Annotated in this window: 17 protein-coding genes; 9 read left to right on the top strand and 8 right to left on the bottom strand. The window is 62.6% G+C overall.

Annotated features, from left to right (window positions below; genetic code table 11):
• Positions 1-91 precede the first annotated feature (91 nt).
• Complete coding sequence (locus ASD45_RS01040; RefSeq protein ID WP_156380661.1) at positions 92-361, top strand: hypothetical protein; 270 nt, start codon at positions 92-94, stop codon at positions 359-361.
• A gap of 62 nt (positions 362-423) precedes the next feature.
• A complete protein-coding gene (locus tag ASD45_RS01035) occupies positions 424-873 on the top strand; it encodes an MgtC/SapB family protein (RefSeq protein WP_056909784.1) in 450 nt (149 codons plus the stop codon).
• Between the two features lie 7 nt (positions 874-880).
• Here ASD45_RS01035 and ASD45_RS01030 read toward each other — a convergent pair whose 3' ends face one another.
• Positions 881-2,335: an MFS transporter gene (locus tag ASD45_RS01030; RefSeq protein WP_056909783.1), complete on the bottom strand. Its 1,455-nt coding sequence runs from the start codon at positions 2,333-2,335 to the stop codon at positions 881-883.
• A 141-nt stretch (positions 2,336-2,476) separates the two neighbouring features.
• Here ASD45_RS01030 and ASD45_RS23255 point away from each other — a divergent pair, with 141 nt between their 5' ends.
• The 6 genes from ASD45_RS23255 to ASD45_RS01005 all read left to right on the top strand — a co-directional run bounded on the left by ASD45_RS23255 (position 2,477) and on the right by ASD45_RS01005 (position 8,500).
• Positions 2,477-2,638, top strand: a complete 162-nt coding sequence (locus ASD45_RS23255) for a hypothetical protein (protein WP_156380660.1) — start codon at positions 2,477-2,479, stop codon at positions 2,636-2,638.
• Positions 2,639-2,719: 81 nt separating this feature from the next.
• Positions 2,720-3,160 (top strand): hypothetical protein, encoded by a 441-nt coding sequence (locus ASD45_RS01025; RefSeq protein WP_056909782.1) that lies wholly within the window; start codon positions 2,720-2,722, stop codon positions 3,158-3,160.
• A 442-nt stretch (positions 3,161-3,602) separates the two neighbouring features.
• Positions 3,603-4,943: a substrate-binding protein gene (locus tag ASD45_RS01020; protein WP_056909781.1), complete on the top strand. Its 1,341-nt coding sequence runs from the start codon at positions 3,603-3,605 to the stop codon at positions 4,941-4,943.
• Positions 4,944-5,072: 129 nt separating this feature from the next.
• The gene (locus ASD45_RS01015; protein WP_056909780.1) at positions 5,073-5,948 is read left to right on the top strand and encodes a branched-chain amino acid ABC transporter permease; all 876 of its coding nucleotides are present in this window, start codon (positions 5,073-5,075) and stop codon (positions 5,946-5,948) included.
• A 12-nt stretch (positions 5,949-5,960) separates the two neighbouring features.
• Positions 5,961-7,802 carry a branched-chain amino acid ABC transporter ATP-binding protein/permease gene (locus ASD45_RS01010; RefSeq protein ID WP_056909779.1) on the top strand — a complete coding sequence of 614 codons (1,842 nt, stop codon included), beginning with the start codon at positions 5,961-5,963 and terminating at the stop codon, positions 7,800-7,802.
• Positions 7,802-8,500, top strand: a complete 699-nt coding sequence (locus ASD45_RS01005; RefSeq protein ID WP_056909778.1) for an ABC transporter ATP-binding protein — start codon at positions 7,802-7,804, stop codon at positions 8,498-8,500. Before ASD45_RS01010 ends, ASD45_RS01005 begins: the two co-directional genes overlap by 1 nt.
• Before the next feature lie 90 nt (positions 8,501-8,590).
• Here the strand turns inward: ASD45_RS01005 and ASD45_RS01000 are convergent, their stop codons facing one another.
• Both ASD45_RS01000 and ASD45_RS00995 read right to left on the bottom strand, forming a co-directional pair.
• Positions 8,591-10,210 carry a choline dehydrogenase gene (locus ASD45_RS01000; RefSeq protein WP_244485139.1) on the bottom strand — a complete coding sequence of 540 codons (1,620 nt, stop codon included), beginning with the start codon at positions 10,208-10,210 and terminating at the stop codon, positions 8,591-8,593.
• A gap of 111 nt (positions 10,211-10,321) precedes the next feature.
• A complete protein-coding gene (locus ASD45_RS00995; RefSeq protein ID WP_056909776.1) occupies positions 10,322-12,625 on the bottom strand; it encodes an EAL domain-containing protein in 2,304 nt (767 codons plus the stop codon).
• 614 nt (positions 12,626-13,239) lie between these two features.
• Between ASD45_RS00995 and ASD45_RS00990 the strand changes: the two genes are divergently transcribed.
• Positions 13,240-17,022 (top strand): EAL domain-containing protein, encoded by a 3,783-nt coding sequence (locus ASD45_RS00990; RefSeq protein ID WP_082540572.1) that lies wholly within the window; start codon positions 13,240-13,242, stop codon positions 17,020-17,022.
• A gap of 55 nt (positions 17,023-17,077) precedes the next feature.
• Here ASD45_RS00990 and ASD45_RS00985 read toward each other — a convergent pair whose 3' ends face one another.
• The 5 genes from ASD45_RS00985 to ASD45_RS23655 all read right to left on the bottom strand — a co-directional run bounded on the left by ASD45_RS00985 (position 17,078) and on the right by ASD45_RS23655 (position 23,564).
• Positions 17,078-17,374 (bottom strand): ribbon-helix-helix domain-containing protein, encoded by a 297-nt coding sequence (locus ASD45_RS00985; protein ID WP_056909774.1) that lies wholly within the window; start codon positions 17,372-17,374, stop codon positions 17,078-17,080.
• Positions 17,375-17,670: 296 nt separating this feature from the next.
• Complete coding sequence (locus ASD45_RS00980) at positions 17,671-19,644, bottom strand: trypsin-like serine protease (protein WP_162249378.1); 1,974 nt, start codon at positions 19,642-19,644, stop codon at positions 17,671-17,673.
• A 145-nt stretch (positions 19,645-19,789) separates the two neighbouring features.
• A complete protein-coding gene (locus ASD45_RS00975; protein WP_162249377.1) occupies positions 19,790-20,680 on the bottom strand; it encodes a serine protease in 891 nt (296 codons plus the stop codon).
• A 41-nt stretch (positions 20,681-20,721) separates the two neighbouring features.
• Positions 20,722-21,717: a trypsin-like serine protease gene (locus tag ASD45_RS23660; protein ID WP_056909771.1), complete on the bottom strand. Its 996-nt coding sequence runs from the start codon at positions 21,715-21,717 to the stop codon at positions 20,722-20,724.
• Positions 21,708-23,564 (bottom strand): hypothetical protein, encoded by a 1,857-nt coding sequence (locus tag ASD45_RS23655; RefSeq protein WP_056909770.1) that lies wholly within the window; start codon positions 23,562-23,564, stop codon positions 21,708-21,710. The genes ASD45_RS23660 and ASD45_RS23655 overlap by 10 nt, the downstream gene beginning before the upstream one ends.
• Positions 23,565-23,911 lie beyond the last annotated feature (347 nt).

Below are 23,911 nucleotides of genomic sequence, written 5' to 3'. Positions count from 1 at the left end.
ACGGGACATTCATAACCGCCGCGCGGCGTGCCGCCAACCGAACCGGGCGACTGCAGGAGCCAATTTCCGTGGGATGCGTTATGCTGGCGCCATGGCAAAGAGAAATCGCAAGGCGGCCGCCAAGGGCCGCAAGGCGGCGGCAGGCGAGGACGACCTGGTCGGCAAGCGCATCCAGATCGAGCGTGCCACTTGGGACGCCATCTCGCTGATGGCGCGCGAACAGATGAAGGACCTGCCCGAGATCACCGAAGAGGCCTTCCGCGACCTCTTGAAGAAATACGGCCGCACCGCCGATTTCCGCGAAGCCCTGAAAATGAGCGCCAAACAGGCCGGCAAGAACCAGGCCGGCAAGAAGGGCTGACGGCCGATCTTGTCGCGGCGCCGCCACGGAACCCGGCGGCGGCCTGCCAAGTTTCCCATGCCATGGACAGCAACGCCCTCGATGAAATCCTGCGCCTCATGGTCGCCGCCGGGGCCGGCGTCGTGATCGGCATCAACCGCGAGATGCATGGCAAGCCGCTGGGCATGCGCACGCTGGCCCTGGTGGCCGTCGGCTCGGCCATTGCGGCGATGACGGCGATCGACTTTCGCGGTCTCGGCGATCATCCCGACGCGCTCAGCCGCGTCGTTCAGGGTGTACTGCAAGGCGTGCTCACCGGCATCGGCTTCATCGGCGCCGGCGTGGTGCTGCGCGACCCGAAGTCCTCGACCATTCAGGGGCTGACCACCGCGGCCTCGGTCTGGGTCACGGCGGCGCTCGGCATCGCCTGCGCGCTGGCGGCCTGGCATCTGGTGATTGCCGGTCTGGTGCTGACGCTCATCATCTTGTTCGGACTGGGATGGCTCGAAAGCAAGATCTTTCCCGATACGTGATCGGCGATCAATCGATGAAAGTGAGCGGACGCGCCACGTGTTCGAGCGGTTTGCGCTCGGCGGCGACGCCCCAGCGCCAGGCGACAAAGCCTCCGATCACCATCAGCATGGCGCCGAGCAGGTAGCCCCAGAACACGCTGACGCGTGAACCGGTATCGATCAGCGCGCCGAACAGCCACGGCCCGACGATGCCGCCGACGCCGGTGCCGAACGCATAGAACAGCGCAATCGCCAGTGCGCGCATCTCCAGCGGAAATATTTCGCTGACAGTCAGATAGGCCGAGCTCGCCGCCGCAGAGGCGAAGAAGAAGATCACCATCCAGCACAAGGTTTGTGTCTCGGCGCCGATCAGATCTTCCATGAACAGATAGCCGGTAGCCGCGAGCAGAATTCCCGAGATCGTGTAAGTGAACGTGATCATGACGCGCCGGCCGATAGTATCGAACAGTCGGCCGATCAGCACCGGCCCGAGGAAGTTGCCAGCGGCGAAGGGTAAGAGGTACCAGCCGACATGATCCGCGGGCACACCGTAGAAATCGGTGAGGATCAGCGCATAGGTGAAGAAGATGGCGTTGTAGAAGAAGGCCTGCGCCGCCATCAGCGTGAGACCGACCCAGGTGCGTTGACGATATCGTCCGATGAGAATCCGCGCGACCTCAATGAGCGGCGTACTGCGGCGCGTGCGCAAGCGGACGCGCGGCAAGTCATGGGTCGGTGGCAGCCTGGCAAAGCCCGCTTCAATCGATGCCACCACGCGGTCCGCCGCCTCAATGTGACCGTGCGTCATCAGCCATCGCGGACTTTCCGGCAGCCACATCCGCATGAAGAAGATGACAAGCGTCAGCGCCGCGCCGATCAGGAAGGCGAGCCGCCAGCCGTGATCCGGATCGATGATGTCGGGATCGAGCAGCACCAGCGAACCTGCGGCGCCGATCGCCGCGCCGACCCAGAAGCTTCCGTTGATGACGAGATCGGTCCAGCCGCGCATACGCGCCGGGATGAGCTCCTGGATGGTCGAGTTGATCGCGGCATATTCGCCGCCGATGCCGGCGCCAGTGATGAACCGAAACAAGGCAAAGGTCGCGATATTCCATGATAGCGCCGTCGCCGCCGTGGCCGTGAGGTACACGACGAGTGTCATAAAAAACAACTTCTTGCGGCCGAGGCGGTCGGTCAGCCAGCCGAAGAACAAAGCCCCGAGCACGGCGCCGGCGAGATAGGCGCTCGCGGCGATGCCGATATCGGTATTGGTGAATTGAAGTGTGGGACTCTGCTTCAGCGCCCCGGCGAGGCTGCCCGCCAGCGTCACCTCGAGACCATCGAGGACCCATGTGATGCCGAGCGCGGCAACCACCAGACTGTGGAATCGACCCCACGGCAGCCGGTCGAGCCGCGCTGGAATATCGGTTTCGACGATGCCCGCAGCGCCGCGAAGCGTGCTGTGTTGAACCTCCTCGACCATCGGCCACCCTCTGACGTCACCTTGCCCACCTTGGTAACGCCTTGATCGGACTCACGTTCACGGATGTCGCCCGGGAGGCCTTATCCACAGGCCGCCGACTCAGCTAGGTGTCGGGCCGCTTGCGCCCGCAAAGGACCGACCATGCCCCTTGATACCGACGACCGTCACTTGGTCGAACAATCCGAGCACGGCGGTGGCCGCCGTGGCGAAGGCCTGACTCCCGCCCGCCGGGCGGCGCTCGACGAACTGGAGCGCGAACTGGCTGCCATCCTGAAGACAGGCCCTGCGAACCGCAGCCGCTAACTGAGGCCGGCATCGCCCTTGCAAGTTCAATCGGCTAATCTGGCGCCGCGGCAATCCTCACCGCCGACCTTCGAGCCCCTCATGGATTCCGACGTCCTACGTAGACTGCATTATGCCGCGGCCATCGGCTGCGGTGTGTTCGCCGCGCTCGTCGTGCACATCGTGCTCACCGTGCTCGGCGTCGGCGTCGACGCCGTGCTGCGGGACGGGGCCGGCTCGGCGCGTCAGCTCGCATCGGCGATCGCCTGGTGGGCGATCGGCGGCGCTGGGTTCATTGGGGGCTGGGGCACCGGCGCCTATCTCATCGCCGCCGCGCGCGAGCGCGCATTCGTCTTTCGCCTCGCGCAGCGCTTCCTGATCGCCGTCGTCTTCGCGGCGGCAACCGCCGGCGGCGTTATGAGCAAGAGCGGCAGCGTCGGCGGCACCATCGATGTGATCGCCGGGCTCACCGCACTCGGGTTGGGCCTGCTTTGCGCATTCTGCGGGGCGCGGCTCGCTTATTTGAACGCCGAGCAAGTCTGAGCAGACAGAATTTACTTCACACATTCAATGTCATCACCGCGCCATTTAGACAAAAGTCTAGCGCGTCCGCGCGCTGACGGAACTTTATGTCCACTGAATTTCGTTAACGCGCGACATTGAACAGCGCCGTTCGGTGCAAAATTATTTCATTTGCAGCGCGTGCATCGCACAGCGCCAATCAACATTGAAATCACGATCAAACATCAACGTCTTCGACGCACTGCACAGCGTACGTCCGACCAAAGTGGCATTGACGCTGATACCTTTTAAGTTCGCCATAAGGGCGATGGCTTCTGGCGTCGCACTACAAGCAACCGGTGCGCCTCGGGAGGCCATTTTTTTGCACCTGACGTCCGGCTCGGATGTCAGCAATGAAAATATTTCGGGCAAATAGCCGGGGGCGACTCGGGGTTTGCAAACCTAAGTCAAGGAGGAAACAATCATGTCATCTCATGACAAGAACGGCCTATCGCGCCGTAACATTCTGACCGTCGGTGCTGGTCTCGCCGGCGCGACGCTGTTGCCCGGCGGATTTATCATGCCGGCTTTCGCCGACGATAAGCCCGCTATCGGCACGTGGCCGGCCGGCTCACAAGGTTCCAGCGTGACCATCGGCGCTTCGGTGCCGCGCACCGGCACCTACGCGGTGCAGGGCGAAGACGAACTCAAGGGCTACCAGCTTGCCGTCGAGCACATCAACGAAGGCCATGAACTCGTCAAGAAAGTCTCGCCAAAGTCTAAAAAGGGCGTGCTTGGCAAGCAGTTGAACCTCGTCGTCGCCGATTCGGCCGCGAAGCCGAACGAAGCGGTGCAGGCGCAACAGCGCTTCATCTCCGAGAACAAGGCCGTAATGATCACCGGCGGCACCTCGTCGGCCGTCGCGGTCGCCCTCAACAAGCTGGCGCAACGCGAAAAGGTTCTGTTCGTGTGCGGCATTTCCGGCTCGAATGACACCACCGGCAAGGACTGCGTCCGCTACGGCGTGCGTCAGAACTTCTTCGGCCAGACCGCTGCCGCCGCGATCGCGCCACTTCTCGTCAAGACGTTCGGCAAGAATAAAAAAGTTGCCTACATGACGCCGGACTACACCTACGGCCACACCGTGACGAAGTCGATGCAGGACTTCACCAAGGACGCCGGCTGGACCACGGTGACGAACCAGATTTCGCCGCTCGGTGCGCCTGACTTCTCTTCGTACCTGCTCAACGTCGCCAATTCCGGCGCTGACATCCTCATCAACGTCAACTGGGGCCACGACGCCGTGCTGTCGATCCAGCAGGCCAAACAGTTCGGCGTTCTCGACAAGATGAAGCTGGTGGTGCCGTATCAGGTGCCGTTCCTGGCGCGCGAGACCGGCGGACTCATGCAGGGCGTCTATGCCGCCACCGACTACTGGTGGACCATCGAAGACAAATTCCCGCTGGCGAAGATGTTCAACGACACCTTCGAGAAGAAGTTTGGCTACAAGCCGGAATGGGGCGCGGAGAACGCCTACATCAGCTTCCTGCACTGGGCCCGGATGGTCGAAGAAGCGGGCAGTTTCTATCCGCCGGACGTCATCAAGCAGTACGAGAAGGAAGAGACCATTCCTTCGCTCGTCGGCGACGTTCACTACCGCAAGGAAGACCACCAGTGCGTTCGCCCGGTGGTCATCGTCAAGGGCAAGATGCAAAAGGACATGAAGGGCAAGGAGGACTTCTATGAAGTCGTCGAAATCGTGCCCGGCAAGGATCTGATGCAGAAGCCGGATGAGTTCGGCTGCAAGCTCGGCGACTACACCTGATCCGGCGAGACTGATACAGCGCCGCGGGCGGACAACCCGCCCGCGGCGCGATCGTAGTATCCGCATATTTCAGCGAAGCTCGCTGCCTGACCGTTCCTCGAAGAGCCGCATTTCGCGACAATAGCAATCATGATCAATTGGGCTAATTTCGTATCTCAAGTATTCAACGGCTTGGCTCTGGGCGCGCTTCTAGCGCTCATCAGCTCCGGCCTCACCATCATCTACGGCACGCTCGGCGTGCTGAACCTGGCGCATGGCGCCATGTTCATGCTCGGCGGCTACGCCGGCTATGTCGCCTATTCCTACACCGGGTCGTTCCTTGTCGCGGTTTTGGCCGGCTCGTTGTTCGTCGGCCTCGTCGGCATCCTTATGGAACGCGTCATCATCCGTCATTTCTATAGCCGGCCGCACGAAGATCAGCTCCTCGTCACTTTCGGCCTCGGCATCGTCTTCGTGGAGCTGGTGCGCCTCGCCTTCGGCAGCCAGTCGCAACTGGTGCCGGCGCCGGCCATCTTCTCCGGCATCACCTCGCTCGGCTTCATGTTCTACCCAACCTACCGTCTCGCCGTCGTCGGCATCATCGCCGTGGCGCTGACCGCCCTCTTCCTCGTCCTCTATCGCACCCGAATCGGCATGATCGTGCGCGCCGGCATTGAGGACTCGATGATGGTCGATGCCCTCGGCATCAACGTCTACCGCGTGTTCATGATCGTTTTCGGCATCGGCGCCATGGCGGCGGGCTTCGCCGGGATCGTCAACGCTCCAGTCGTGTCGCTGACGCCGGGCATCGGCGACGATATCCTGGTGCAGACCTTTGTGGTCGTCGTGATCGGCGGCGTCGGCTCGTTCCCCGGCGCCATTCTCGGCGGCCTGATCGCCGGCGAGATTATCTCGATCACGTCGATGATCAATCCCGGCTACGCCTACGTGATGCTGTTTGCGGCAATGACGCTGGTGCTGGTGCTGCGGCCCTACGGGCTGCTCGGCACCCGCGGGCGCGAATAAAGGCAGCCCGCAATGCACAGCAACAAGCGCTACCTCATCGAACTTTGCACGGCCGCCGGTCTGATCGTCGCACCGTTCATCCTGCCGCACCTCGGCTTCGCCCCGAACACGGTAAACCGCATTTTGGTCTGGGGCCTGTTCGGCGTCGGCTTCGACATCCTGTTCGGCTTTACCGGGCTACTGTCGTTCGGGCAGTCGGCCTTCTACGGCACCGGCGGCTTTGTCGCCGCATGGCTGCTGACGCGCGCCGGCTTTCCCAACGTCTTTATCGCGCTGGTGATCGGCATGGTCGCCGCCGCCGCGGTCGGCTATCTCGTCGGTCTCATCGCCCTCCGCCGCACCGGCATCTATTTCGCGATGATCACGGTGGCCATCGCCGAAGTATTCTTCTTCGTCGAGTTCAATCCGCTGGCGGATTTTACCGGCGGCGAGAACGGCTTGCCCGGAGTGCCGACGCCGAGCTTCAATCTCGGCTTCACGACGCTGCATTTCACCACCGGCTGGTCCCTCTATCAGTTTCTCGCGGTCTGCTATTTCGTCGGTATCGTCATCGCGCTGCGCATCGTGCGCTCGCCGGTCGGCGCTGTTTTGAGCGCGATCCGCGACAACCCGCTGCGCGCCCAAGCTGTCGGCCACAACATCCACGGCTACAAGCTGACGGCCTTCGTCATCGCCGCCGCCTACGCGGGCTTCGCAGGCGGGCTGCTCGGCGTAATGCAGGCGTTTATGCCGCCAGACGCATTCATGTTCGAAACCTCCGGCCAGCTCGTCATGCAGACTGCGATCGGCGGCACCGGCACGCTGTTCGGGCCGTTGCTCGGCGCTGCGATCTGGCTATTCCTCCAGGACTTTCTGCAATCGGCGGTGCATCTCGGCGCCGCGTGGAAGCTGGTGCTCGGTCTCGTTTTCGTGATCCTCGTTGTCTTTCTGCGCAAGGGCATCATCGGCGGCATCAAGGACCTTTACGATCTCGCGACGGGCGCCAAGAAGAAGCGCGAAGCCACCGAGGCAGATGCGCTCGCCGATTTCAAAGAGCCGGCCGGCGGCAACGACATCATTGCCCCGCACAAGCGCGATAGCGATCGCGCCAGTGGGCCGATCCTGCAAGCGACGGGGCTGACCAAGCGCTATGGCGGCTTGATGGCCAACAGCGATATCGATTTCACTGTAAACCATGGCGAACTGCGCGGGGTCATTGGCCCTAACGGCGCCGGCAAATCGACCTTCTTCAAGATGCTGACCTGCGAAATCCCGCCGACCTCGGGCACCATCCTGTTCGAGGGCCGCGACATCACCGGCAAGAGCGTCACCGACGCCTGCCAGCTCGGCCTGACCAAGAGCTATCAGGTCAATCAGCTCTTCACCAACCTGACGGTGCGGCAGAATCTCGTCGTCGCCGTACTCGCCGACTTGCGTGGCAAATTCAGGCTCGACATGTTCCGCGATCCTCAGTCGATCCCCGGCCTCAAGGAACAGGTCGAACAGACGCTGCGCCTCGTGCGCCTCACCAGCCGTGTCGATACCAAGGTGTCTGATCTCGCCTACGGCGAGAAGCGCCGTCTCGAGATCGGGCTTGCGCTGGCGACACGGCCGAGCCTGCTGCTGCTCGACGAGCCGCTGGCCGGCATGAGCCCGCAGGAGCGCGTGGAGACCGTGAAGCTGCTGAAGTCGATCAGCAAGGGCCGCACGATGATCGTGATCGATCATGACATGGACGCCCTTTTCGAACTGGCGGAGCGCGTCACCGTTCTCCAGGAAGGCCGCGTGCTGGTCGAAGGCACGCCCGAGGAAATCAAGGGCAACGCAGCGGTGCAGGAGGCCTATCTCGGCGGCATGCATGAGGAGGTCCACTGATGAGCTTGCTCGAGGTCAAGGGCCTGAACAGCTATTACGGCGACTCGCACATCCTGTTTGACCTGGATTTGCACGTCGACAAGAACGAAGTCGTTGCCCTGATCGGCCGCAATGGCGCCGGCAAATCGACGACGCTGAAGAGCCTGATGGGCGTGGTGACGCCGCGCAACGGACACGTCGTGCTCGACGGTCAGGATCTGGCCGGCCGCAAGGCGCACGTCATCGCCCAGGCCGGCATGCAACTGGTGCCGGAAGACCGCCGCATCTTCGGCAGCCTCAATGTCGAGGAGAACATCATCCTCGCCAGCCTGACGGCAGAGAACAAATGGCCGCTGGACCGCATCTACGAGATGTTCCCGCGGCTGAAGGAACGGCGGCTGAGCCGCGGCACCGATCTGTCCGGCGGTGAGCAGCAGATGCTGGCGATCGCGCGTGCCTTGGTGCGCGACCCCAAGATTATTCTGCTCGACGAGCCATTCGAGGGGTTGGCTCCGGTGATCGTGCGCGACCTGATGAAAGCCTGCCGCGATCTCGCCGCCGCCGGACAGACCATCGTCCTTGTCGAGCAGAACCTAGCGGCGACGCTGGCGCTCGCCAACCGCATTTACATCATCAACAACGGCCATATCGTGCACGAGGGCCCGGCAGCCGAGATCAAGGCCGACCCCGGCGTCCTGCAAAGATATCTGGGCGTTTAGCACCAAAACCGTTTGTCCCCGCGAAAGCGGGGACCCAGCGATGGATTCACGCTTGCGCGGGAATGAACGGTGAATGGCTCGGAGGCCGAACTAAGCCGCCGCGGCTGGACGCATGGCGTCCTTGAGCATCATCGCGGCCGCCTTTTCCGCGATCATGATGATCGCGGCGTTGGTATTGCCCGACACCAGACTCGGCATGATGGAGCCATCGGCGACGCGCAGGCCATCGAGGCCGCGCACGCGCAGACGCTCATCGACTACGGCGTTGGCGTCCGGCCCCATGCGGCAAGTACTGACCGGGTGGAACACCGTCGTGCCCTTGTCCCGGGCGAACGCCAGGAACTGCTCATCGCTCATGACCGACGGCCCGGGGTTCATCTCTTCCGCCACGTAGCGGGCGATCGCCGGCTGGCTCATGATCTTGCGCGTCAGTTTCATGCCCGCGACCATGACGTCGCGATCGAAAGCGGCGCTGAGATAGTTGGCCTGGATCGCCGGAGCCTCTTCCGGATTGGCTGACTTGATGTGCACCGTGCCCCGGCTATGCGGCCGCAACTGGCAGATCGAGGCCAGGAAGCCGGGGAACGGGTGCAGTTTCTGCCCCACCGATTCCGCGGTGAACAGGATGAAGTGGATCTGCACATCGGGCGATGCCAGTGATGGGTCGGTCTTGAAGAAGCCGCCGGCATAGCCGGCGCCGATGCTCAAAGGCCCCTTGCGATTGATGGCATAATTGAGCGCGGCCCCCACCTGACGGGTGAAGCTTGCCATGGTGTCGTTGACGGTGATGCGCTCGGTACAGCGATATTGAAAACGCGTCTGGAAGTGATCCTGCAAATCGGCGCCGACGCCCGGCATCTCGTGCCGCACCTCGATGCCGTGCGACTTCAGGAGATCGCCGGGACCGACACCGGACAACTGCAGGATCTGCGGCGAATTGAACGCGCCGCCGCACAGTACGATCTCACCCGCAGCGCGCGCCTGAACCAGCATTCCGTGGTGGCGATATTCTACGCCGACCGCGCGCTTGCCGTCGAACAGGATACGCGTCGCCAAGGCTTCCGAGACCACCTTCAAATTAGGACGCTTCAGCGCCGGCTTGAGATAGCCTCTGGCCGTCGAGCAGCGGCGGCCGTTACGCGCCGTCAGTTGGTAATACCCGGCGCCCTCCTGAGTCGGGCCGTTGAAATCATCGTTGCGGGGGAAGCCGGCCTGTTCCGAGGCTGCGATGAAGGCCTCGCACAACGGGTGTGGCTCGACATCGGATACGCAGAGGGGGCCGCCGGCGCCGTGCAGATCGTCGGCTCCCCGCTGCTGGTCCTCGGCCTGGCGAAAATACGGCAGCACGTCGTCGAAGCTCCAGCCGGCATTGCCGAGCTGGCGCCAGTGATCGAAGTCCTCGCGCTGGCCTCGGACATAAAGCAGCCCATTGATCGAACTCGAACCGCCGAGCACCTTGCCCCGCGGCTGGATCACGCGGCGGCCCTTAAGTTCGGGTTCCGGCTCGGTCTGGTAGAGCCAGTTGACGCGCGCGTCGGTGAACAGCTTGCCGTAACCGAGCGGGATATGAATCCAGATGTTGCGGTCGCGGCCGCCGGCCTCGATCAGCAGCACGCGATGCCGGCCCGAGGCCGAGAGCCGCTCCGCCAGCACACAACCGGCGCTGCCGGCGCCGACAACGATGTAATCGAAGGAATTTCCGTCCTGCAAAGGCATTTCCCCTGGCCCTGTTCCCGCCCGGCTTTGCCGCCGGTTCATGCGGAGAATCTTACCCGAGGTGATGGCCGCTGTAGAGCCCCGACGCGGCTGAGGGCGTAGCGGTCAGCTTGACGGCCCTGCGGCGACTTCTGGCGACAGCGTGCCCTGCCGCAACAGTTCGGCGGCGCGGGCCGCCGGCACCGGCGGACTGAAATAGAAGCCTTGGACCAGCTGGCCGCCGGCTTGGCGCACCAGGTCGAGCTGAAATTCGGTTTCCACGCCCTCCGCGATCACCGGAATTCCAAGCTCGCGACCGAGGCTGATGGCGGCACGAACGATGGCGATGTCGCCGGAACCTGGCTTGATGTCCTTGATGAACTCCTGCGCGACCTTGATGTGATCGACGCGATAGGTGCGCAGATAGCTGAGCGAGGAATAGCCGGTGCCGAAATCGTCAATCGCGATCGGCACCCCCAGGCTGTACAGGCGGGCGATGATCTCGCGATGGTGCTGGGTCGTTTCCATCAGAACGGTCTCGGTCAATTCGATTTCGATCGCCTTCGGCCCAACCGACCAGTGCTTCAGTCGCTCGGCGAGGTGCCGGTCGAAATCGACGGTGCCCTTCAACTGCCCGGCCGACACGTTGAACGAAATCGGTGGCGGCTTCAGTCCGGCGGCGCGCCAATCGGAGATCTGGTGGCAGACAGCGTCAACGACCCAGCGGCCGAGTCGATGGATGGTGCCGTTGCTTTCGGCGATGGGAATGAAACGCGACGGACCGATCGGCCCAAGCCGGGGATGGTCCCAACGCGCCAACGCCTCAAGCCCAACAATTCGGCCGGTTGCGACCTCCACCAGCGGCTGGTAGTCGAGCCGCAACTCGTCGCGATCGAGCGCCCGCGCCAGATCGCCGCCCAGCATCACGCGCTCGATGGTCGCATCATCAAGTGCTTCGGAATGGAAATGGAATTGGTTGCGCCCGAGATCCTTGGCCCGGTAGAGCGCAAGATCGGCCTGCTTGATCATCTCCTCGGTCCCGGTCACTTCCGGCGTGAAGACGGCAATGCCGATGCTCGCCGTGGTGTGAACTTCGATTCCGATGTTGAACGGTTCGGCGATTGCCTTGAGCAGACGCGCCGCCAGGGCGCCGGCGCCGGAGGGTTCAGAGATGTCGGATTGCAGGACAACGAATTCATCGCCGCCTGACCGTGCGATCACATCCGTATTGCCGCGGCGCAGCCTGCGAAGCCGATCGGCGACTGCTTTCAACAGGTCATCGCCCTTAGAGTGGCCGAATACGTCGTTGATATCCTTGAAGCGATCGAGATCGATGTAGTGGATTGCGAAGGCCGGCCCGCCGCGGCGCGCTGCTGCGAAGGCGCGCTCAAGCTCGGCCATGAAAGCCTTGCGATTGGGCAGCCCGGTGACCGGATCGACGCTTGAAATCTCCTTGATTTTGGCTTCCGCAGACTTGCGATCGCTGATGTCCACAAGAAGCCCTTCAATCTCCTGGATCTTGCCATCGGTGCCGATGCGTCCGTGGGTACGATCCTCAAACCAGACGTATCGTCCGTCGGCGGAACGCAGGCGCCACTCCCGCCGCGCTTCGCTGATGCGGCCCGCGACAATGCCGTTGATGTCGGCTATCGCGACGGCTAGGTCGTCGGGGTGAAACAATTCGAGATAACGACCGGGCGATGCCACCAGGTCACGCGCATCGTAACCGTAGCGGCTGACGCTGCGCGAAATATAGACCAGCGGATAAGGCGGGGTCGCGCTGATCCTGTAGAGAACGACCGGGCTATGTTCGACGATCCAGTTGACGTCCGACGCCTCCTGGAGGTCGCGCGCGCGACCGATGGCGGCGCCGATCATTTCGGCCAGGAGATCCAGGGCGTCGATCTCGATCCCCGACCACGCGCGTTCATACACGCAGTCCTCGAAATCAATCTCGCCCCAACGCTCTCCGCCGACCAGCACCGGGGTCGTCAACACCGACTTAACGCCCATCTGCGTCAGGAAACCTCGAAGCGGCTCGGTTGCATCGCGTGTGAGAAGCGCTACGGTTTCGCCCTTTGCCGATAGCGACGCCGGCCGGCCAGAATCGCGGCCCTCCGAGACCTCCGCGCCGATCTTCTGCATCGGCGCCGCAACGCCGACGGCACGCCACGCGTAACGCAGCGCCGCAACAATGGCGCCAGCGGGCTGCCGCTTGTACTCATAGAGCTGGACGCGGCTGACGCCGCAGGCCTGACCGATCCTTTCCAGGATTTCCGGGATCAGCGAATCCGGCGCCGACGAATGCAGCAGGGCGATCGCACTGACAACCGTTGCCAGCCGGATGGCGTCGTCGCCCGCGGCCGACGGGTTCGGTCGTGCCGGTTCGTCAGCACCTTGATGCGCGCCATCATCGAACAGCTGTGCCATTGATGTTTGCCGCCCGCGCGCCGACCTCGCGGTTCCCACCGCACGAAGTGGCTACCGAAGTGACGCGAATCGTCGCCGCGGTGCATTAATGAACTTCACCACGCAAAAACTACCACATTGTCGCGTGGGGGCGTAATTCGGCTTTGATTAGGGTCAATGGAGCGAGTCGCGTCCGAAGTCGCCGAAGGCTTCCAAGGGCGCCAAATGAACGGCCACACCGTTGGGGACTCTCGGTTGGCAGCGTTGTACTGAGCAGACCGCGCCGTGCACATTCTGCAATGGCCCGATCTCAGGCCCTGTTTGGTACAATGATGACACCTATGCGTATTACCTAATTCAAAACATGGGAACGATACTCATCGCGCCTCGTCGGACAGCGCCAAGTCACACGTGTTCAAATCAAATGATGCCGAAACAGTTCCTTCTATTTAAGCTCAGCGTGGAGTGACGCCGAAAACACTTCTTGATTGAGATCAAACTGCCATGAAGACGCGGACGGATAATTCTGCCCGCGAACGGCCGCATGGACCAGCACTGCGCCTCGACCGGTCTTAGGTCGACACGCGATGGCAGACGCCGCTTCCAAGCCGATGGACTTCGAAAGGTGAAAGCCCATGAGCGCATCTGCGGTCGCCGTTCGCAGGCCCGTCATTTACGCAGCCGTATTTGCGGCATGTGTCGCTGGCACCTTTATGCTGCGAGGATCAGCGTGGCGCGGCAATGTCGAGACCCACACGACTATTGAGATCGTTGCGACGTTGCTGGCTTTTATCGCCGGCATTTTTGCCCTCATTCGTTACTACAGCCGCAAGGACGGTACCTTTCTATTCATCGGCTGTGGCTTTCTCGCCGCCGGTCTTCTCGATGGCTACTACGCGTTTGTGACCGTGGCCTATTCCGCCAAGCTGGCGGCGTCGGCACCACTTCTTGCCACGTCCTGGAGCTGGCTGGAGTCGCGCTTCTTCCTCTCGATCGCGCTCCTCTTAAGCTCGGCTTTCGGGTCTGGTGACCGGATCGCAATCCCGCCCGGACCGCCAATCGAACGCACCGCCTATGGCATTACTCTGACGCTGCTGTTCGTAAGTCTGCTGATCATCGCCATTGTGCCACCGTCACCAGCGTATGGTTTAAGTCCGATCATTCCGCGTCCGCTGGAGTTGATCCCTGCGGCCATCTTCGCGTTGGCTCTGGCCTTGTACCTGGCCAAAGGCAAATGGCGGAGCGATCTGTTTGAACAGTGGCTCGTATTGGCACTCATCATCGGCCTTGCCGGACAGACCGCTATGTCATTGTCAACACAGCCTTACGACGCGATGGTCGATATGGCCGCGACTCTCAAGATCGCATCTTACGTCTGTGTGCTTGTCGCGCTGCTGATCGATACCTTCCGGATGATCCGCGTCTCGGCACTTTCGGAATCCAGACAGCTGCTTGACGTCATCGTCAATACGGTCGGCGCGACAATCTTCTGGAAGGACCGAAACTCCGTCTATCTGGGCTGCAACACAGCATTCGCGCAGGACGCAGGATTTTCCCGTCCCGAGGAGATCATCGGAAAGAACGATTATCAGATGGTCTGGCGCGAACAGGCGGATCTGTACCGAGCGGACGACCGTCAGGTGATCGAGAGTGGTCACAGCAAGCTCCTGATCGAGGAACCGCAAACGACGCCTGACGGGCGACATATCACGCTCTTGACGAACAAGGCGCCCCTGCTCGGTTCCGATGGCCAAGTGATCGGCATCGTCGGCACCTATATGGACATCTCCGCACGCAAGCGGCTGGAGGAGGCAATACGCGAAAGCGAGAAGAGGTATCGCGACCTCGTGGAATCGACAACCGACTATGTATGGGAGATTAACGAGAAGAGGCTTTATACCTACGTCAGCCCCAGCGTTACAAAACTGCTGGGCTATACGTCCGAAGAGCTGGTTGGCAAGCCGATGTTTATGATCCTGCACGCCGATGAAGCCGAACGGTTCGAAGAGCGAATTGCTCCGATCGTGGCGAATCGGCAAGCATACGCTATGCTGGAAGTCACATTCGTCGGCAAGGACGGCCGCGACGCCTTCGTGGAAACCAGCGCCGCTCCGGTGTTCGATCAGCACGGCAAGTACTGCGGTTACCGTGGCATCGCCCGCGATATCACCGAGCGCAAGCGGTCCGAGCGCGCTCTAGAGCAGCGCGATGCGCTTGTCCACGCTGCTTATGCGATTGCCGGCAAACTGGTGACCGCATCCAGCCTCGACGACGCCATTGAGCAAGCTTTGCGCCTGATCAGTCAGGTCATTCAGGTGGATCGCATCATCGTTCTGGAAAATGCGGAGGCGCGGCACGGGCCTGTGTTGCGCTATCTTTGGGAGAGCCCCCGGATCGCGATCAAAATCGATCAGGCTTACTTCCAGGGCTCTGCGATTGAGACTGAGGACATGTTGGCCTGGGTCAGGCCGCTGTCGATGGGACATATTGTGTGGGCCGACCTGCACACCGCACCTCCGAGCGTCAAAGTTATGCTTGAGAAGATTGGCGTCGCAAAGGTGCTCCTGGTGCCAATCATGGTGGACGGGCGATACTGGGGCCAGATCGGATTTGATAGCTGTGACCCGGAGCGCGTCTGGGCTCCCTACGAAAGCGAGGCGCTGCAGACCATAGCCGAGCTGCTTGGCACCGCAATTCAGCGCGACCGCTACGTCCGCGAACTCGCCGATGCCAACCGCATCGTGCAAAATACGCCGACCATTCTTTACCGCATGCGCGGCGAGCCGTCGCTCCCGATGATCTACGTCTCGCAGAACATAAAGCTGTTCGGACACGACCCCGCGATCCTGACAGCCTCACCGATGCTTTATCGAAGTCTCATCCACCCCGATGATCTCGACACTCTCATCAATTCCATGAGTCAGGCGCTTGCTGGCCAATCGGGCATCAACGAATTTCGCATAATGACGAGCAAGGGCGAATTCCGCTGGGTCGAAAATCACTTTATGCCCTTGCTCGATAGAACGGGCCGACTGATCGAAGTCGAGGGGTTGTTGTCGGATATCACGGAGCGCAAGGCGGCCGAGGAGAAAATTGCTCATCTGGCGCGTACCGATTCCCTCACCGGCCTGCCGAACCGGGCAACCTTCAACGAACGGCTGCTTCAGCTGTTTGCGGCCAGCCGGCGCGGCGCCGCGGGATTCGCCGTGCATTATATTGATCTGGACCGCTTCAAGAATATCAACGACACGCTGGGCCATCCAGTTGGCGATCGACTCCTTGTCGTAGTCGGCGAACGTCTGCAGCAATGTATTCGCGACACAGACCTCGCCGGGCGGGTGGGCGGCGACGAATTCGCTGTATTGCAGTCCGACCTTGCCGATTCAACCAGCGCCGGAGCTCTTGCCGATAAGCTGCGCGCTGCGGTCGCCGCGCCGATCCAGATCGCCGGCAATGAGTTGCATATCACTGCGAGCATCGGAATCGCCATATATGGGCCGGAGACGTCAAAGCCTGAAGACATGCTGGCGCAGGCGGATGTCGCCTTGTATCGCGCCAAGGACGACGGGCGCGACCAGTATCGTTTCCATACGGAGGAACTCGACACGGCGGTGCGCGAGGAGGTCGCCCTCTCGGATGAACTGCGGAAGGCGCTCGAGCACCACGAACTCGAGCTTTACTACCAGCCGCAGATCGAGTTCAGCACCAATGCGATTGTCGGCATGGAAGCCCTTATCCGCTGGAACCACCCCACACGCGGGCTCCTTCTTCCTGGGCAGTTCATCGAACTCGCCGAGCGGACCGGGACGATTGTGCCTATCGGACACTGGGTGCTCGATGCCGCCTGTCGGCAGATGAGCACATGGCGCGCCGCCGGGGTGGCCCCACAGTCCATCGCGGTCAACGTGTCCGCGGTTCAGATCAAAGGCGCCACTGAATTCGTTGAGCTTGTCACCGCGACGCTGGAGAAATGGCATCTTGCCCCATCGGATCTGGAGCTGGATGTCACCGAATCCACGATTGCGCGGGCCACGCTGGCACAGAACGACGTTCTGGAGAGGCTGCAGAAACTCGGCGTGAAGATCGCGATCGACGACTTCGGCATGAAGTATTCATCGCTGGATTATCTCAGGACCTATCATGTGAACCGGATCAAGGTCCCGCAGCTTTTGATCGATGCGGCGAGCCAGGATCAGGACAGCGCGGCCATGGCCCGAGCAATTCTGGGAATCGCGCGCGAGCTCAACATTGAAGTCATTGCCGAAGGGGTTGAATCGGAGGCGCAGTGGCTGTTCCTCGCCAAATCGCCGGTGGCGAAAGTCCAAGGCTATTACTACAGCAAGCCGGTACCGGCCGGCGACGCCACAAACCTGCTCATTGGCAAGCACATTATGCCACGCGCCTCCGCCGACCCGTAGCGGTCGCAGAGTGCACGCCCGTTCACGGTAGCAACCTTGCCTGCGGCCGCATGCCTCAGGCGGACTGCGCCTCTTGATGATACTTCGGCTCGGAGTGCTTGCACCGCTCTTCAAAAACGAAGAGGCGAATCGCAGACGATAGATTGCCGTGCTGCCGATCAGCGTCGATGCGCGCCACCAACTCCGAAAGATGGACGCCAAGCTCCTGCGCGATGCGGCGCAATTCATTCCAGAACACGTCCTCAAGGCTGACACTGGTTTTGTGACGGCCGACGACGATCGAGCGCTTGAGCACCCGAGAGCGAAGATATCCGCTGTTTTCCGGATACGAGAGCTTATGGCCTGGACGCACAGCGGCAGAGGCGTCCCTGCCGGCATTGACATTGCGCGATGGTGTTTCAGTCATGGCTTGGGCCTCGCGACTGTCTTTATTCTAGTAATATAACACAGCGCGCCCATGGGTTGTAACGAATTCTGATAATGCCTCCGAAGTTGGCCTCACTGGTATCATCATATATTTATAGGCAATAACGCTGACCTAATGCGCCTTACTTTGAATCCGAAGTAACTTGGGCGCCAATTCGGTCCGCCAAACAGGGACACCCGACCGGTTGATATCCGGGCACGATAGCGCCGCGTCGCAATGTCTCAGCGTTCCGCAACCGGTCGTCTTATCTCGCGCCTCACCGGTCGCGCGCGGATGATCCGCTTCTCCCTGGCCGTTAGCTTCTTCGCCATTGGCGCCTGGGCACGGCTGTTGCTGCCCGGCGTCGCGCGCGGGCGCGGCGGCGCAGCCGGTGCGGCAGCAGGCGCCGCGGAACGCGTTGCCGGCGTCGACGCGCGGGAGGGCGGCGCAGCGCTCACCGAGCGGCCCGCCATCTGGTCGGCAATCCAGGTTTGATAGGACGAGACGCGTGTATAGACGCCGTATTTGTTCGGCGTGCCGCAGCCCTCGCCCCAGCTCACGACGCCGGCCTGATAGAAGCCGCCACTGCCATCGCTGACCACCAGCGGCCCACCCGAGTCGCCCTGGCAGGAGTCCTTGCCGCCGGCGCGGAAGCCGGCGCACAGCATGCCGGAAGTAATGCCGCCGGCATAGGCGCTCGGCGCGTTGCAAGCTTCGTTGGAGACGATCTCAAGGCCGACCCGGCGCAACACATCCTGGACGTTGCCGTTTTCCGCCGTGTAGCCCCAGCCGACGGCGGTCGCCGCTCCCCCGGCGGCAGCGAGTCGGTCGGCCTCGGCGCCCGGCAGCGGCCGCACCGTGGCGTTCGCGGCACGCTGCGTCAGATGTAGCAAGGCCAGGTCATTCTCCTGCGTGACCGTGTTGTAGTTTTCGTGCACGATGATGCGATCCACCGAAGAGATGCGGCCACCGCTCGAGAGCTGGTTGCTGCCGCCATAGACCTGGATGTTCGCCGCCTGCTCCGGCTTCACGCAGTGCGCCGCCGTCAGCACCCAGTCGGCGGCGATGAACGAGCCGCCGCAGAAATGGCCGTCGCGCGGATTTGAATTGCGAACGCTGATCGAGGCTATGAACGGATAGCCGTCGGCTGGTGCGGTTTCGCCGCCCATGATGCGCGGTTTCAGCGCCAGCAGGCGCGTCCTGTTCTGCAAATACTGTAACGCATCGCGCATCACGATCGGCACTTCGGATGGCGCGGCGGCAGTCTGCGGATAGAGCGAGCGCGGCCCGAGTTGCAGCGGTTGCGACGGCGCTGCGGGGGCCGTGGCCGAGCGCGTCTGCGGTTGAGTCGGGATCGCTGCCGCGGTGCGCGATGGAGTGGCCGCCGGCACCGGCAAGGCCGGCGTCTGGGCGACCTGCGGTTTAGGCGGCCGTGGCGGCTGCGACTTCCCTGCAAGGCGATCCTTGATCCAGCCGAAATAAACGGAAGTGCGCGTATAGACGCCAAATTTCATCGGCCGGCTGCAGCCCTCGCCCCAACTCTGGATTCCGACATGGAAACGCATGCCTTTGCCGTCTCCCACCGCCAGGGGCCCACCGCTGTCGCTCTGGCAGGAGTCTTTGCCGCCTTCGGCGAACCCGGCGCACAGCATCCCGTCGGTGACGGTGCCGGCGTAAGACGCGAGCCCGTTGCAAGTCTGGTTGGACACGATCTGCACGGTGATTCGCCGCTGCGCGTTCTGTGTCTGCGTGCCCTCGGCGGTCAGCCCCCAGCCGACCGCCGCTGCGAGCGTGCCGACAGATGCCAGCCGATCGGCGTCCGCCGGCGAAAGCAGACGCAGGAGTTCGCCGCCGTATCGCTCGGTCGTGTGCAGCAACGCGATATCGTTCTCTCGAGTCTCCTCGTCATAGCGTTCGTGAACGACGACGCGATCGATTGCAAAGATCTTGCCGCCCGTCTCGAGAAAGTTGCTTTCCCCGTAGGCCTGAATCTTGCCGGCCGGATCGGGTTGCACGCAATGTGCCGCGGTCAGCACCCAGTCGGGCGCGATGAACGCGCCGCCACAGAAATGGCCGTCGCGCGGCGCGATGCCCTTGAGCCCTATCGAAGCCGCCCAGGGATAGATGCCGGACGGCGACTGCTCGCCGCCCAAAATGCGCGGCTTCATCGCAACTGCCCGCGTGCCGATGGCGATGGCCTGGATGGCGTCACGCATCAACAACGGCAAATTGGAATGGTCGATTTGACGGAGCACGGGGGGATAAAGCGCGGTGGGGCCAAGCGACTGCTCGTATTGCGCACGCGCGGGCGCCGCCGCGAATGCGGCGAACACTGCCAGGGCGGCAACAATCCTGCGTACGCTACTGCAGCGCTGTACGCGCACCGGTGACGCCATTGATCCAATCCCGATATTTGGTGACGTTGACGTAAACGCCGGGAGAGCGTTTTTCTGTGCAGCCTGCACCCCAACTGACGATCCCGGTCAACTCCGTCATTCCTCGCTCGTTGTAAATGAATGCAGGCCCACCGCTGTCGCCCTGGCAGGCATCGGCAGCGCCGAGGCCGGCGCAGAACATTCTGTCGGTCACCGCGCCGCCATAGGCTTCGTTGCACTTAGCGGTGCCGACCACCGGCACAACCGCCAGTAAGAGGTTGTTGGAGATCGGACTGTCGGCTGCAAAGCTTGCTGTGCCCCAGCCCATGATCAGCAGGCGATCGCCATCGCGAATACCGATCCGCACCAGCGCGTCATCGGCAATTGACACCGGCTGACCCGGAAGCGGTTCAGCAAACTGCAACAAAGCAAGATCGTTTTCCGGGACGCCTTCCGCCGTAACGCGATATTCCGGGTTGATCACGATGCGCGCAATTGGCCTCGAGACGCCGCCAGTGTGCAGCACGTTGGTGCCGATCCTGATCTGCAAGTTTGCGGGATCGAGAGGCGATCGTGGCGACGATCCGCTCGCGCCCGCCGGGTCGGCAACGCAATGCGCCGCTGTCAGTACCCAATGCGGATTGACGAGAACACCACCGCAGAAATGGCCGCGCTGTTGGGGCACGCCGGCGACGCCGAGCGACACGGCATAGGTTTGGGCCCGGCTCGGCACCACGCTGGCGGTGCCCGAAAAGACCCGGGACGGCGCCCCTGACCTGAGACTGTCCAGACGCTGCTCGTAGAGCTTCTGTACCTGCGGCAAAGATCGCAAAGGATTCTCTTGTGTTTGCGCATGCAGGCCGTGCAAAGCGGCCATAGCAAGCGCGGCGGCAATCAGGCTTCGCGTAAGCCCCCCCATCATCCGCCCGCCCCGCCATTGGATTGAATGATGCCTTTGATCCAGGGCACGAATCGTTGGACGTCGAGATAAGCGTTCATCTTTTCAGTCGGTGGCGGGCAGGCCGCCGGCCACGCCACCATGCCGCCGCGATAGCGTTCACCCGCTTGATCGCGCATGACAATCGGGCCGCCGCCAAAGCCGTAGCAGGTGTCGTGGTGCGCTAGAAGCGAGCTTGCGCAGAACACACCGGTGCCGCGGAGTTTGGGAAAACTGCCGGCGGAAAAGCAGGCGTCACCGCGCACGACGACTTGCAGCAGTTGCTGCACTTCGGCCTTCCGGCGAGCCAGTAAATCGCGATTGGTCACACCCCAGCCGACCACGTGAGCGATTTCGCCCCTTTGCCCTGCTATTGGCGGCCCTTCCAGCTTGAGCGGTGGGCCGAAGCGGCGGCCCTGAATGTCGATCCTCAGCAGCGCTATATCGTTCTTGAGGGTGCGCGCGTCGTAATCGGGATGCGGGATCACGCGTGTGACGGCCACCTTAGGGCCTGGCTGCGACAGCCGCGTCGTGTTGAACAGCACGACAACATCGGGATCGGTCGGCCAGCGCCGCACCCAGCTAAAAGTGCAATGTGCGGCCGTGACGACCCAGTGCGGAGCGATCAGCGTGCCCGCACAGACGTAACCTTCTTGCGGCGAACGTTTGCCGTCAACGATGGCCACGAGAAATGGATAGGTCCGGTCGGGCACAACGTCGAGCGTCTCATCAGGGGGCGGCCCCTCATCCTGAAACGGCGTTACGGTGCGGCCGCCACTATCGCGATTATCATTATGCGTGCCCTCTCCAGCCGGCCTCAATGCGTTATTGGGCGGAAATGTCGATGGCGCTTTGAACGTTTCGTTGAGATCGCGAACGATGTCTTCCTCTCTCGTGATCGCCCCCGCGCGCTCATCTACGCCGAGCAGTGCCATCAGCGGAATCACCAGAAGGAGCAGCGCGCGTATCATCGCCATTGGGCCCGCCTTTGCGTTACGTGAACGCGGGGCACCGCTCGTCTGGGTGGATTCACTGCACGCCTCTTCGCCGTCGTCGCACTTCCGTTGTTTGCTATGGTGGTGGCTGCTGTCACTTCGGTACTTTGCGCCGGCGCCGCCGCTGGGCCATCCGGTTTGGCGCCACCGTTTTGGCCGGTCGACGCGACAACGCCGTTGTCGATGATGTTCTTGAAGCGGATGAGCCGGAAGCCATTCAGTTCGCTCGGCCGATAGGCGCGTTCGCACACGCCTTCGCATTGAGAGCGCGTCGATGATTCCAGAGTGTTGAAGCTGATCGCCGGGCCTTCGACGAGACCGATGAACAGCCGCACGTGACGCTGTGGCCAATCGAAGGCGTCGCCCGGCTTCAAGGCTTCGAGACTTTCCACATCGGTCGCAACATCGAGAAGGCCGCTGGTGCCGCGCTTCTCGATTCCCCAGGCCCTGGAGACGAAGCCGGAGCAATCGACGCCGGCGGAATCGGCGAAGATGCAATAATTGTATTGGGCCTGACGGCAGGTGCAGATGCTGCCGGCCAGCGCGCCCCATCCGGTGCGCGTGCGGAATGATTGCGGCGTGTCCTCGCCGCCCCAACGATACGGCATCGGACCTATCGTCGTGCCGATCATGTCTTCAGTGAAATGATGCGGCCGCTGCCATACATAGGAGCGCGCGGGATCGCAGCGATTGACGATGCCGGGACGGGAAAAGTTCTCGCGTCGCATCACCCAGTCGACGGTCAAAAAAGCGCGGGCATTTTCCAGCACCTGGGCGCGCGTGATCTTTGGCGGCGACGGAATAGCGAGGTCGAGATGCGGCCCGCCGTCGTTGAAAGGTGTCGAACTGTCACCCTGTACGTTCGCGTCGACGGCGATCTCGCGCACCTTTCGCGACAAACTCTTGAGCTCGCTGTCATTGAGGCGGCGGTTGCCGACGCGTGGCGGCGCGACGAAATCGTACTCGTCGATCTTGACGCCATCGGCCGTCGGCCGCAGCGCACGCAGCAGCCCGCCGCCGGTGATGGCAATGAAGTTGCGCGACACCGGCTCGAAGCTGTCGAGCGGCACATAAGCGATACCGGTGAGCTTGCCGTCCTTGTCGAAACGCTGCACGACCACGCGCACCGTCAGGGCGGGCTTTACGGCGGTGATTTCCTCGGTGGCGACATAGCGATTGTCATTGGTTCCCGGCGAAATTTCATAGGCCTGTGCCAGCCGGGCGCCGGTTAACGAGCGGACCGTCAGCGGGCGCGAACCGTTCTGCCGTTCGTCGTTGACAATGAGTTCCTGCGGGCCGCGGCGCGTCAGTCGCCGGGCGCGCACCGTCGAGTCGGAGCTGTTGGGCGTCGATTGCAGGAGTGTCGTCGTCGCCGGGTCGATTGTGCGCTGGATGGTGATCTGCGTGCGATGGGATGAGTCGATCAGCCGGATCGCGGTCGGCAGACTGACGATGTCCTCGGTATCGAAGCCGTCAGGCAGTTTGGCGCGCCCGAGCACGCGGCCGTCGTCACCAAAGAAGACAAGCATGCCGTCGAGCGGGTCGCGCGCCGCCATCAGGCCGTCGCGGATCCACATGAACTGGCTCGGCGTCTCGCCGATCTGCTCGGGAGCGCTGCGGATGATGTTCAGCCTGTTGCGGTCCGGCTCCGCCGTCACGAGTGGCGGCGCGGCCGAAGGCGCCGACGGCGGTGGGATTGCAGCCGGCGCAATGGCCGGCGGAACTGGTTGCATATTGACCGGCAGCGGCGGCCCTTGCGACGCGGCGGGTGGCGCGCTCGGCAGCGCAGCCGGGACCTGCGCGCCCGCGCCCGGCTCGGGCAACGGCATGATGATCTCGTCGCGCGGGATGGCGCGCCGTCGCGGCGTGGGGGGGCTAGGCTCAGAGAAACGTTGTGGTTCCGCTGCCGCGGACTTTGCTCTCTCCTCGGCATGCGGGCGCGCTTCTCGCGCCGGCTGATCCGGCTTGGCGGGCCGCGGGTGCGAAGTTGCCCTGACATTTGTAGACTTAGCTTTTGCCTTATGAGGTGCCGCCGTCGCTTGGCGCGACCGCGCCACTGGCGGAGCGACGAACAGCCTTTCGCGCGCAACCGGCGGACCTTGCCCCGGCGCCGTTTCCGCCACGGCGACCGGCTTCCCGGCCACGCCGGCCAGGACAAGAAACACTGAAGCTGACC

This window comes from Pseudolabrys sp. Root1462, assembly GCF_001426945.1.
Classification (GTDB): domain Bacteria; phylum Pseudomonadota; class Alphaproteobacteria; order Rhizobiales; family Xanthobacteraceae; genus Pseudolabrys.
This window is presented reverse-complemented; position numbering and strand designations above follow the sequence as displayed.

Bases quoted from the DNA above. Each gene is read 5' to 3' on its own strand.
- ASD45_RS01030 (WP_056909783.1), bottom strand. From the start codon at position 2,335: ATGGTCGAGGAGGTTCAACACAGCACGCTTCGCGGCGCTGCGGGCATC.
- ASD45_RS01020 (WP_056909781.1), top strand. From the start codon at position 3,603: ATGTCATCTCATGACAAGAACGGCCTATCGCGCCGTAACATTCTGACC.
- ASD45_RS23660 (WP_056909771.1), bottom strand. From the start codon at position 21,717: ATGGCGATGATACGCGCGCTGCTCCTTCTGGTGATTCCGCTGATGGCA.
- ASD45_RS23255 (WP_156380660.1), top strand. From the start codon at position 2,477: ATGCCCCTTGATACCGACGACCGTCACTTGGTCGAACAATCCGAGCAC.
- ASD45_RS23655 (WP_056909770.1), bottom strand. From the start codon at position 23,564: ATGCCGTTGCCCGAGCCGGGCGCGGGCGCGCAGGTCCCGGCTGCGCTG.
- ASD45_RS01035 (WP_056909784.1), top strand. From the start codon at position 424: ATGGACAGCAACGCCCTCGATGAAATCCTGCGCCTCATGGTCGCCGCC.
- ASD45_RS01005 (WP_056909778.1), top strand. From the start codon at position 7,802: ATGAGCTTGCTCGAGGTCAAGGGCCTGAACAGCTATTACGGCGACTCG.
- ASD45_RS01015 (WP_056909780.1), top strand. From the start codon at position 5,073: ATGATCAATTGGGCTAATTTCGTATCTCAAGTATTCAACGGCTTGGCT.
- ASD45_RS00975 (WP_162249377.1), bottom strand. From the start codon at position 20,680: ATGGCCGCTTTGCACGGCCTGCATGCGCAAACACAAGAGAATCCTTTG.
- ASD45_RS01040 (WP_156380661.1), top strand. From the start codon at position 92: ATGGCAAAGAGAAATCGCAAGGCGGCCGCCAAGGGCCGCAAGGCGGCG.
- ASD45_RS00995 (WP_056909776.1), bottom strand. From the start codon at position 12,625: ATGGCACAGCTGTTCGATGATGGCGCGCATCAAGGTGCTGACGAACCG.
- ASD45_RS00980 (WP_162249378.1), bottom strand. From the start codon at position 19,644: ATGCGTGACGCCATCCAGGCCATCGCCATCGGCACGCGGGCAGTTGCG.
- ASD45_RS01010 (WP_056909779.1), top strand. From the start codon at position 5,961: ATGCACAGCAACAAGCGCTACCTCATCGAACTTTGCACGGCCGCCGGT.
- ASD45_RS01025 (WP_056909782.1), top strand. From the start codon at position 2,720: ATGGATTCCGACGTCCTACGTAGACTGCATTATGCCGCGGCCATCGGC.
- ASD45_RS00990 (WP_082540572.1), top strand. From the start codon at position 13,240: ATGAGCGCATCTGCGGTCGCCGTTCGCAGGCCCGTCATTTACGCAGCC.